At 70.5% G+C, this 10,645-nt stretch carries 10 protein-coding genes; 8 read left to right on the forward strand and 2 right to left on the reverse strand.

The window, feature by feature from the left end; translation table 11 throughout:
- Window positions 1-25 precede the first annotated feature (25 nt).
- The 8 genes from VAB18032_RS29770 (at window position 26) to VAB18032_RS29805 (ending at window position 8,610) form a co-directional block, all read left to right on the forward strand.
- Window positions 26-700: a DUF8175 domain-containg protein gene (locus VAB18032_RS29770; RefSeq protein ID WP_244881206.1), complete on the forward strand. Its 675-nt coding sequence runs from the start codon at window positions 26-28 to the stop codon at window positions 698-700.
- Window positions 701-1,978: a hypothetical protein gene (locus tag VAB18032_RS29775; RefSeq protein ID WP_043726530.1), complete on the forward strand. Its 1,278-nt coding sequence runs from the start codon at window positions 701-703 to the stop codon at window positions 1,976-1,978. It begins immediately after the preceding gene.
- On the forward strand, window positions 1,975-3,441 hold the full coding sequence (locus tag VAB18032_RS29780; RefSeq protein WP_013713151.1) for an SCO6880 family protein: 1,467 nt from the start codon (window positions 1,975-1,977) through the stop codon (window positions 3,439-3,441). Before VAB18032_RS29775 ends, VAB18032_RS29780 begins: the two co-directional genes overlap by 4 nt.
- A 10-nt stretch (window positions 3,442-3,451) precedes the next feature.
- A complete protein-coding gene (locus VAB18032_RS29785) occupies window positions 3,452-4,942 on the forward strand; it encodes a hypothetical protein (protein ID WP_013713152.1) in 1,491 nt (496 codons plus the stop codon).
- Window positions 4,939-6,720, forward strand: a complete 1,782-nt coding sequence (locus VAB18032_RS29790) for a type IV secretory system conjugative DNA transfer family protein (RefSeq protein ID WP_013713153.1) — start codon at window positions 4,939-4,941, stop codon at window positions 6,718-6,720. The genes VAB18032_RS29785 and VAB18032_RS29790 overlap by 4 nt, the downstream gene beginning before the upstream one ends.
- On the forward strand, window positions 6,717-7,208 hold the full coding sequence (locus VAB18032_RS29795; RefSeq protein WP_013713154.1) for a DUF4913 domain-containing protein: 492 nt from the start codon (window positions 6,717-6,719) through the stop codon (window positions 7,206-7,208). Before VAB18032_RS29790 ends, VAB18032_RS29795 begins: the two co-directional genes overlap by 4 nt.
- Before the next feature lie 79 nt (window positions 7,209-7,287).
- Window positions 7,288-7,572 carry a hypothetical protein gene (locus VAB18032_RS29800; protein ID WP_013713155.1) on the forward strand — a complete coding sequence of 95 codons (285 nt, stop codon included), beginning with the start codon at window positions 7,288-7,290 and terminating at the stop codon, window positions 7,570-7,572.
- A 9-nt stretch (window positions 7,573-7,581) separates the two neighbouring features.
- A complete protein-coding gene (locus VAB18032_RS29805; protein ID WP_013713156.1) occupies window positions 7,582-8,610 on the forward strand; it encodes a zeta toxin family protein in 1,029 nt (342 codons plus the stop codon).
- 619 nt (window positions 8,611-9,229) lie between these two features.
- On the opposite strand, the gene VAB18032_RS29810 is transcribed toward VAB18032_RS29805, so the two are convergent.
- Window positions 9,230-9,925, reverse strand: coding sequence for a recombinase family protein (locus VAB18032_RS29810; RefSeq protein ID WP_013713157.1), 696 nt, complete (start codon window positions 9,923-9,925; stop codon window positions 9,230-9,232).
- Between the two features lie 251 nt (window positions 9,926-10,176).
- A complete protein-coding gene (locus VAB18032_RS33120) occupies window positions 10,177-10,635 on the reverse strand; it encodes a tetratricopeptide repeat protein (RefSeq protein WP_043726538.1) in 459 nt (152 codons plus the stop codon).
- Window positions 10,636-10,645: the final 10 nt, after the last annotated feature.

The raw sequence follows: 10,645 nt of genomic DNA on the forward strand, positions 1-10,645 counted from the left end.
TCGGCCCGGCTTCATCGCCGCCGCCGTGCTCGTGACGCTCATCGTCCTGGCCGGGCTGTTGATCGCCATCTTCGCTCCGGGCGGCGACGCCCCCGACACCTCCAACGGCACATCACCGCCTGGCCAGCCACCCGCCGCGGTAACCAACACACCGGATCAGGCCCTACCCACCGCCATCCCATCGGCCGCACCAGATGGCGTGCGGTGGGAACTGGTCGGGCCTCTCGCTGTGCCGGTAAGCGCCACCGCCGGCCCGAAGCAGGTCACTGGCACCACGGCATCTGGCTTCGCGCATACCCCCGAAGGCGCGCTAGTCGCCGCCGCGCAGCTTGCCCTGAGGTCCAGCTACTCCCTTGGGGAGGAGTACTGGAGGCCGACCATCGAACGGCAGTTCGTGCCCAGCGCTGATCGGGACAGGTTGCTGGCCGCGCTTGATGCCAGTGACAGCGCCCCAGCCGATCCAGGTGCACAGAGCCAGATCGCCGGGTTCAGCTACCAGTCCTACACACCCGACACCGCCGTAATCGGTCTCGTGCTCCGTGCACCGTCGGCCGGTGCCCCGCGTTACCACGTCCTGTCACTGACGCTGCTCTGGCGCGATGGCGACTGGCGGATGCAGGCACCCCCCGGCGGCGCATGGGTCTCCGTCAACCGGACGACAGACGACCTCACCGGCGTCGTCGAATGGGGAGCTCGGTAGATGACCCCGTGCCCTCCGATCGACCTCACCTGTATCCCGCGCCGGGCTGTCCGCCATGCGGCCGGCGGGTACCTCGATGAAATCGCCGAGGCGGCATCCGAGGCCGCTGCGGAGATGCTCACGACGTTGGTCGCCGGATGGCTCAGGGTAGATAGGCCAGCGATCTCCGAAACCGACGGCGTGGTGGCGAATCTCCGCAGCTACACCCACTGGGCAGTCCTAGCGGTCGCGGTGGGGGCGCTGCTGGTCGGGGCGATTCGACTGGCCATCGAGCGCAACGGGCGGGAGGCCGGTTCCATCGCCAAGGGGCTGGCCGCGCTGGTCGTGATCACCGGTGTTGGCGTACCGGCGGTGCAGGTACTCACCGTGGTCGGCGACGCATACTCGAACTGGATCCTCACCGAAGCAGCCAACAAAGATCTCGGCGCGCGGCTCCTGCAGCTCTCCCCGGCTGCGGGCGCGTCCACCCTGTCGCCGATCATGTTGATCGGCGTCTCGCTGTTCATATTCATGGCCGCGATGGTGCAGCTGATGATGCTGCTAGCCCAGAGCGCGGGCCTTGTTCTCCTGGCGGGTTTGCTGCCGCTGGTCGCTGCGGCCGGTATCTCCGGGTCGGGGCAAGCCGTACGAAACCGGTACCTGACATGGCTGATCGCCCTGATCCTCTACAAGCCGGCCGCTGCGACCATCTACGCGGCGGTGTTCTGGCTCGGCCAAGGAAAGACCCTTACCGACCTGCTCACCGGCCTGGTGATGTTCTGCATGGCCATCGTGGCGCTGCCGGCACTGCTGCGGCTGATCGCCCCGGCGGTGTCGGTGCTGTCCAGCGGTGGCGGCGCCAGTGGTGCCGGTGTGGCGGCCGTCTCTGCGGCCGGACAGATCGCGTCCGGCGCGGTGCGGTTGTCAAACAGCAGCGGTGGAAAGGGTAGCGGCGGCGGCTCTGGTAGCCGGACAGGCAATAGCACCGACCGGCCCGTTGGCGCATCGCCCCCGGTGCCGTCACAGCGACCATCCGACGGAGTTGCCGCAGGAACCAGTACCAGCGCCAGCCCGGGTGCGGCCGGTGGCGCCGCGGCCGGCTCTGGGGCAGCTGCGGGTACGAGCGCCGACACCAACTCCGCAGCCCCAGGCACAGCAGCGCGCACCGGTGCCGCAGCGGCGGCAGGTCCGGTCGGGCTTGCCGTGGCCGGCGGCCTCGCCGGCACGCAGGCCAGCCAGGCCCCGGTGCGCAAGGTCGGTGGCACGGCCTCCGGCGCGATGGACGGTGAGGGATCATGAGCGCCGGAGTACGCGACCGCCCAACTGAACAGCGCACATACGGCAACTGGCGACTCGGCCGGGGAGCCGGGCTGTTCGGACTTGGCCCGGCCGGCACCATCGCGGCATTCCTGGTCATGGTGCTCACCGCCGCCATGCTGCCGGTCTCCCCGCTGGCGTCCCTACTCACGGCGATCCTCGGCGTCCTGGTCCTCGCCCCGCTGGCGATCCGGGTCAACGGGCGCACCGGCTTCCAGGTCATCACCGCCCGCGTAGCGTGGTGGCTCACTCGGGCCCGCCGTCACCACATCTACGTCTCCGGCGTCGCCTCCCGGGTCGCCGCCGCCCACCAGCTACCCGGGGTGTTGGCCCGCTCGGAGGTGTACGAGGTCGAGACCGGCCGATCCGGGATGGTCGCCGTCGTGGTGGTGCCGCAGAGCCGCCACTACACCGTCACGTTGCGGTGCGCGCCAGAAGGACTGGACCTGGTCGACCAGTCGGTCATCGATGCTCGCGTGGCACACCTGGCCTCCTGGTTGTCGGCGCTGTCCCGTGAGCCGCAGCTCGTGCAGGCGCAGGTCACCGTCGAGACCACCCCTGATCCCGGTACACGACTGGCCGCCGAAGTCGCCGCCACGTCCCGGCCGGACGCTCCGGCGCTGGCCCTACAGGTCCTCAACGACGTCGTCGAGTCGTCCCCGGCCGGCTCGGCGACCGTCGACACCCGGGTCTCGCTCACTTATGCCGCCCCACCCGGCCGGGCGATGTCCCACGAGGATGTCTGCCGGGAGGTCGCCGGCCGGCTGCCGCACCTGCACGCCGGGCTGACCGGTGCGACCGGTGCTGGAATCACGCCCATGTCGGCGCGCAGCCTCGCCGCAGTGGTGCGAGCCGCGTACGACCCGGCCGTCGCCGTGGATCTCGCCCGGGATCCACAGCTGACCCCGGACTGGCCGCAGGCCGGCCCGGTGGCCACCCGGGAAGGCTGGGACTCATACCGGCACGACTCCGCATTCTCGCGCACCTGGTGCATGGTGGAGGCTCCCCGGGGCGTGGTGTACTCGCGGCTGTTCGCCCGGCTCACCGACCCCGATCCGCAGCTGCTGCGCAAGCGGGTGACGATGGTCTACCGGCCCTACTCCCCGGGCGACGCGGCCCGGCTGGTGGAGTCCGACAAACGCGACGCTCGGTTCCTGGCCAGCAAGAAGCATCGACCCAGCGCTCGGGACATGACCGATCTCGCCGCCGCCGAGCAGGCCGCAGAGGAGGAAGCGGCCGGTGCCGGTGTCGTCCGGTTCACCGTGCTGGTCACCGCCACCGTCGGCGAGGAAGAGCAACTCGACGAGGCCTCCGGCATCATCCGGGCCCGCGCCGGTGAGGCCCGCCTGGTACTGCGACCGATGTACGGCTGCCAAGCCGCCGGATTCGCCGCCGGCCTTCCCGCCGGCATCGTGCTGCCCACCCACGCCACGATCCCCTTCTAGGACGCCCGGCATGACCATCAGCACCCGGGACAACAGCACTCCACCGCCACCGCGTCGACCAGCCGCCCGCCGACCGGGCCGACTCGGCTATGCCGGGCCCGGCGGCGGCCGGTGGTCGTGGATCGAATCGCCCACGGAGTACCGGGGCACCACCGTCCAGGTGTGCGGGCTGTTCCCGTTCGGCACCGGCGCGTCGACCCCGATGATCGGCGTCCCGGTCGGCCGCCACCTCTACACCGGCTCGGCGGTCTGCTTCGACCCGATCTCCTGGTACACGAGAGCGAGGTTGATCAACAACCCGTCCGTGTGGATCGAGGGCGAACCCGGCATGGGCAAGTCCACGGCGGTGCGCCGGATGGTCCTCGGCCTCACCGCGCAGGGCGTGACCCCGCTGATCCTCGGCGACCTCAAACCCGACTATGCCGAGCTGGTCCGCGCGTTGGGCGGGCAGGTGCTGCGGGTCGGGCCGGGCCTGGACCGGATCAACCCCCTCGATGCCGGTCCGTGGCGGCAGGTCCTCGGCCGGGTCGACGAGCGCACCGCCGCCGTCGTCCGCGCGGCGGTCACCGACCGGCGGCTGAACATGCTGGTCGCCCTGGCCACCCTGGTCCGCCGGGGCCCGGTCAGCTCTGATGAGACCACCGTGCTGGCCGCCGCCCTGCGCTACCTCGCCGAACGCGAGACCAGCGACGCCCAGCCGGTACTCTCCGATGTCCTGGCCGTCATCCGCGACGCCCCGGCCGAGGTCCGCGCGGTCACCCTCTGGCAGGAAGAGGGAGATCTCCCCCGGTTCCGGGAGGACACCGCCGCGCTGCACCGCACCCTGCTGGCGCTGCTGCACGGCCCGCTCGGCGACACCTTCGAGGGCCAGACCACCACCGCCATCCGCCTCGACACCCCGGCCGTCTGCGTCGACATCTCCGGCATCGACGACACCGACGAGCTGCGCACCGCCGCGACCCTGCTGTCGACCTGGTCGTACGGCTTCGCCCAGGTGGAGGCCGCGCACCTGATGGCCGACCTCGGCCTCGCGCCCGCCCGCACCTTCTTCACCGTGCTCGACGAGCTGTGGCGGGCGCTGCGGGTCGGACACGGCCTGGTCGATCGCGCCGACGGACTCACCCGCCTCAACCGGCAGAAGGGCACCGGTACGGCCTTCATCACGCACTCCCTGGCCGACCTGGAAGCGCTGCCCACCGCGCACGACCGGGCCAAGGCGAGGGGCTTCGCCGAACGCAGCGCGGTGCTGATGATCGGCCCGTGTTCTGAGCAGGAGCTGGACGCTGTCGCCCGGGTACGGCCACTGTCGCAGGCCGAACGGCGTGAGGTGCTGTCCTGGTCGGCGCCACCGTCGTGGACCGCCACCGAGGGCGGCGAAACCGTCGGCCGGGGGCGCTTCCTGATCAAGGTCGGTTCCCGGCCGGGTATCCCGGTGCACCTGGAACCCACCGAGGTGGAGAAGCAACTCGGCAACACCGACTTCCGCTGGACGATGACATGAACCGCCGCCCTGCCGGGCCGCGTGGTGGCCACGACGACGCCGGCCTGATCGCCGGCGGGCTCGCCGCCCTGGTCCTGGTCGTCGCCGGCACGGTATGGCTGCCGGTCGTGCTCACCCGCCCACCCGGCTACACCGGCGGCCACCCGATCCAGGTGGCCCTCGCCGTGCTGCGCGGGGACATCACCTGGACCACCATGTGCACGCTCGTCGCGGTCGCCCAGCTCGCCGTACTGCTGCTGCTGATCGGGGCGGCGGTCGCGGTCAGGCGGTGGATCGGCCGGCGGCGGACCCGGGTCGACTCGGCCGCCCGCCGGATGGCCAGCCGCGCCGACCTGGCGCACCTCGGGCCCAAGGGTGTCGCCGACAGCGGCCGGCGACTGCGGCCCAGCCTCGCCGCCGTCGACCGGCCCGACCCCGACCAGCTCGGCGTGCTCATCGGCACCACCGTCGCCGGCGGGATGCCGCTACGCCAGTCCTGGGAGGACATGGCCGTCGACATCTGGGGCCCCCGCACCGGCAAGACCACCAGCCGGGCCATCCCCGCCATCGTCGCCGCACCTGGCCCGACCCTGGTCACCAGCGTCAAAGGCGACATCGTCGACGCCACCCGCGAGGTCCGGGCCGCCCGAGGATCGGTGTGGGCGTTCGACCCGCAACACATCCTCGGCGCCGAGCAGAGCATGTGGTGGAACCCGCTGCGCGCCGTGGCCACCATCACCGACGCCCGCCGCCTCGCCGAGCACTTCGCCGCCGCCGAACGCGAACCCGGTGTCAGCCGCGACGCCTTCTTCGACCCCAGCTCCGAAGAACTGGTGGCCAACCTGCTGCTGGCCGCCGCCGTGTCGGGGCGGGACATCCTCGCCGCGTATCGGTGGGCCGTCAGCCCTCGCGACGACGAACCTGCCCTCCTCCTGCGTGATTGCGGCTTCGACCTGCCCGCCGACGCGGTATCCGGCGTGGTCAACATGCCCGACAAGACCCGGGGCGGCATCTACGCCGGCGCCCAGAAGATGCTCATGTGCCTCACCGAGCCGGCCGTCACCGCCTGGGTCACCCCGCCCACCCGCGGCGGCGTACTCGAGTTCGACCCGGCCTCGTTCGTGGTAAGCACCGACGTGCTGTACCTGCTCTCCCAGGGCGGCCCCGGCTCCCCCGCCCCGCTGGTCGCCGCGCTCACCGACGCGGTCCTGCGCGCCGGCGAGCTGCGCGCCCGGGCCTCGACCGGCCGGCGCCTGGACCCGCCGCTGCTGAGCATCCTCGACGAGGCCGCCAACATCTGCCGGCTGCGGCAGCTCCCCAGCCTCTACTCCTATTACGGCTCGCACGGCCTGCCGATCATCACGATCCTGCAGTCCTACCCGCAGGGCGTCGACGTGTGGGGCCGCGAGGGCATGCGCAAGCTGTGGTCCGCGGCGAACGTCCGCACCTACGGCGGCGGCGTCGCCGACCCCGACTGGCTCGAAGAGCTGTCGAAGCTGATCGGCGAGCACGACGTGACGACCCGGTCGACCAGCAGCAGCGGGTCGGGGTGGGGCCAGCGGTCCGTCTCGCACGCCACCCGCCGCCAGCGCATCCTCGACGTGTCCGACCTGCACGCCCTCCCGCGTGGCCGGATGGTCGTCTACGCCTCCGGCGCCCCACCCGCGCTCGCCCGCACCGCCCCCTGGCAGGACGGCCCCTACGCAGCCGCGATCCGCGCCTCGATCGCCCGCTGGGACCCCACCGGCCGCACCGACTGGACCCTCACCCCCGACGCCCCACCGGAGCCCGTCGTATGACCACCCCCGCCACCGACCCGGCCGCCGAAGCTATCGCCGACCTCAGCGCGCTGCTCGGCCAGCTCGCCGGCGACCCGGCGCCACCCGCTCCCGAGCCTCCCGCTGACGAGCAGGCCGCCGCGGAGCCGGTGTACCGCAACGTGGAGGCATTCGTCGGGGACTACCTCGCTCACGTCGTCGAGCGGCGCCTCGCCTCCGGGCCGGACTCCGGGCTGAACTGGTGCCCCCGGTGGTGGGCGCATCCCGAGGCGATCTCCCGCTTGTACGCCCTGTGGCGGGCCTGGGAAACTCTGCGAGTCTCGGACCCGCAGACCGGCATGAGCATTTGGTGGCGCGACCACCTCGACCCGCACCTCGCTGCTCTGACCGCGGAGTACGGGCCATTCAACCGATGCAGCCCAAACAAGCACACCGAGCCCCGCCCGCTGCCGGTCAAACCGGCACCACCGGAAGTCCTCGCTCAGCTTCCCGACGCAGACGCCGTCTGATTCCGCAGCATCACCGACGCCGCCGGCTATTTGATCGACGGCGGTAAGATCGATCATGAGTGACGAGGAGGTACCACACGTGACCGAACAGTCTGTGCTGGCCAACCTGAGCCAGTTCGATTGGGACTCGGCCGAGTCCGTCTCCTACGAGGTCGCTATCGAGGCGATCAGCCAGGCCGTCGCCGCCATCACCCCACTGATCGCCGCCGCCCGGCAACGCGACGACGCCTCAGCGACGGCGGAACTGGTCGACCTACGCAAGCGGTGCATCGCCGAGCGCAACCAGTTGCAGGCCGAGGACCACACCGCCGTCACCGAAGTGACCCGCCGCTACCGCGCCCTGGCCGAGCAGCTCCAGCGCTAGGCCAGCTAAATGCCGATCGACCCGAGGCGCTACCTACTTCCCGAGCACGAATCCCAACGGATCTTTCACGACGAGATCGCTCCTGAAGAACTCGCCCACGGCGTACCCCAGGACCAGCCGGTGGTGGTGTTCGTCGCGGGTCAGCCCGGCGCCGGCAAGACCATGACCACCCTGTCGGTCAAGCGCGAGCTCGATCGGCGGGGCGGCGCGATTGTGGTGAACTCCGACTTCTACAAGCCCTACCACCCCGAGTACAGCCGGCTGCTCAGAGAAGACGACCGCAATGCCGCGCCGTACACCAGCATGGACGGTCGCCGGTGGATGGCCGCTGCGGAGCACTACCTCATCGAGCGGCGAGTCGACACGATCATCGAGACGACGATGCGTGACCCCGGAGACTTCCTCGAGCCCGCGGCCATGTTCCGGGCGGCCGGCTACCGAGCGGAGGCCGCGATCATGGCGGTCCCCGAGCCGCTCAGCCGACTCGGCATCGTCCACCGTTACCACGACCAGGTCCGAGACCTCGGCCATGGCAGGCTGACCGCCCGGGACAACCACGACGCCTCCTACCGGGGCGTCCTTCAGGCCGCTGAGGCGATCGACCGGGACCGCGTCGTTGACGTCGCCACCGTTTACCGGCGCGGCAACCATCAGCTGCACATGAACTACCTTGACGCTGCCGGCACGTGGCGCTGGCCGGCCGGCGCCGCCTCGGCCATCGACGCCGAGCGTCAGCGGCCGTGGAACCCGGACGAGACTAAAGCGTTCGCGGACACGGTCAGGCTGCTCGCCGACCAAATGGGCCGCGAGTGGCACAGCGAGTTCCAGGACATCGTCCGGCTGGCGGCACCGCTCGCCGACCCGTACACCCCGCTACCCGACATCACTCACGTCGCTTCCGGAATCACGGCGGCCGCGCGTGCCTTCCCAACCAGCACCCGTCAGTCTCTGCCGCTGCAGCCGGCAGAACGCACCGCCGTAGCCCCGCCGCCGAGGGCCAGCCAGGAGGAATCCAGAGGCGAGGAAGCTGGCCGCTGAGTCACATTAGTCAACCTGAGGTCTACGACTTCGCGACGAAAAAGTAGACCGCTACGGCGCGCGTCCCACAGGCACGTGCAATCGACGACGTCGTCTTGGTGGGCGTTGGTGTTGGCGCGGGCTGCCACGGTGTACGGCTCGCCGGTGGCCGCCATGCGGGCTCGGATGGCCCTGGTACGGGCGCGGATGCTGACAATCGTTCCTCCAGCGGATTCCCACGCCATCCACGGGTCGTGAACAACTAGGTTCTGCGGAAGGTCTCACACGCTGCGTCGGTGACGGCTTGTCCTCGGTGCCACCTGGCGGCGTGGGCGCGGGTGGCTCGGAGTCGGGCAGGCGTGTCTGCCGGTGTTCACCGTGCCGCGCGGCGGCGACGGTCGGTGGCTCGCACGTTCTTATGGGTTCGCACGTTCGGGCGTGGTGGGGGCAAGGCGGCCTTGCCCCCACCATGGTCAGCCGTTGAGGTAGCTGGGCCCGTCCGTAGTTTCCAGACCAAAAACAACGCTAAGCAGTTGATCTAGGTCCTGTGCTGGGGTGCTGCCTCAAGGCTGCGGGCTGTTGGGGGAGCCAATTCGCCGTTTCCCATGATCTCGGTACGTCGGATGCGAGGGCAGGGCCGTTACCGTCCGGGGCGGGAGTCCGGCTGCCGCTGGGCGAGGACGTCGTCCGGCCCGCCGCCGGCGCGCTTGGCGGCCTGTAGTTCGGGCAGCGCGGTGTAGAGGGTGCTGCGGGAGACGCCGAGCAACTTGGCGATCGAGGTCATGGTGCGGTCGGGCTCGCTGAGCAGTTGCAGCGCGTACGCGACCTTCTCCGGGGTCATTGCCGGCGGCCGGCCGAGGCGCTGGCCGGCGGCGCGGGCGGCGGCCAGGCCCTCGTTGGTGTTGGCCACGATGATGGTGCGGATGAACTCGGCCAGGGCGGCGAAGACGTGGAAGACGAACATCCCGCCGGGGGTGGTGGTGTCAAGCTTCTCGTGCAGGGACTGGAAGCCGACGCCATGGCGCTTGAGTCGGCCGACGATGCCGATCAGGTCTTCCAGGGAGCGGCCGAGCCGGTCGAGGGAGACGACGGTGAGCGCGTCGCCGGGTCGGATGTACTCGAACACCTTGGTCAGCTCGGGCCGGTCGGCGTTCTTGCCACTGGCCTTGTCGAAGAAGCACTTCGCGCAGCCGGCCGCAGTGAGCGCGGCTTGCTGCCGGGCGAGGTTCTGCTCGCGGGTAGAGACGCGGCCGTAGCCGACGAGCACGCCGGCGAGCGGGGTAGGCAGCAGTAGATCGCCTTCGGTGGGCGCGGGGGTGACGGTCACGCCGTCCATGGTGTGCGAGAAACCCCGTGGTCGCCTTGTTGGACGCGCCGACTTCTCAGACGGGTTTTTCAGACAGGGTTGACCGGCCTGGACATCACTTCTTGATCTTGTCCGGAAAACGATCGATTCTCGGACAGCATCCCGGGACTCCCGTCCGCTAGATCAACTCCTCAGCGAGTTGCTTTTGGGCCGGGAGCTAGAGACGGGCCTTCTCTTGGACACACGCCGCATGCCGCCGACGCCGGAGCCCAACCACGCCCCTACTCGGAACTGGAACCCTCCATGGCAGCCCGCAAGTTGCCATAGATGACCCGGGTCTGTGGGTGGTCGTTGCCGAGCACCCGCCGGCAGCCGGTGAGAGCTTGCTCGAACAGCGGAATCGCCCGCCCCAGATCCCCCGCCGACTCGTAGGCGCCGGCGAGGTTGTTGACCGAGGCCAGCGTCTGCGGGTGGTCGTTGCCGAGCACCCGCCGGCAGCCGGTGAGAGCTTGCTCGAACAGCGGAATCGCCTGCCCCAGGTCCCCCGACGACCTGTAGGCGCCGGCGAGGTTGTTGACCGAGGCCAGCGTCTGCGGGTGGTCGTTGCCGAGCACCCGCCGTCGATCGGTGAGGGCTTGCCTGTACAGCGGAATCGCCTGCCCCAGGTCCCCCGACGACCTGTAGGCGCCGGCGAGGTTGTTGACCGAGGCCAGCGTCTGCGGGTGGTCGTTGCCGAGCACCCGCCGGCAG

The sequence above is a fragment of the Micromonospora maris AB-18-032 genome (genome assembly GCF_000204155.1).
GTDB classification, from domain to species: Bacteria; Actinomycetota; Actinomycetes; order Mycobacteriales; family Micromonosporaceae; genus Micromonospora; species Micromonospora gifhornensis.

Bases quoted from the DNA above. Each gene is read 5' to 3' on its own strand.
- VAB18032_RS29775 (WP_043726530.1), top strand. From the start codon at position 701: ATGACCCCGTGCCCTCCGATCGACCTCACCTGTATCCCGCGCCGGGCT.
- VAB18032_RS29795 (WP_013713154.1), top strand. From the start codon at position 6,717: ATGACCACCCCCGCCACCGACCCGGCCGCCGAAGCTATCGCCGACCTC.
- VAB18032_RS29790 (WP_013713153.1), top strand. From the start codon at position 4,939: ATGAACCGCCGCCCTGCCGGGCCGCGTGGTGGCCACGACGACGCCGGC.
- VAB18032_RS29785 (WP_013713152.1), top strand. From the start codon at position 3,452: ATGACCATCAGCACCCGGGACAACAGCACTCCACCGCCACCGCGTCGA.
- VAB18032_RS29805 (WP_013713156.1), top strand. From the start codon at position 7,582: ATGCCGATCGACCCGAGGCGCTACCTACTTCCCGAGCACGAATCCCAA.
- VAB18032_RS29810 (WP_013713157.1), bottom strand. From the start codon at position 9,925: ATGGACGGCGTGACCGTCACCCCCGCGCCCACCGAAGGCGATCTACTG.
- VAB18032_RS29780 (WP_013713151.1), top strand. From the start codon at position 1,975: ATGAGCGCCGGAGTACGCGACCGCCCAACTGAACAGCGCACATACGGC.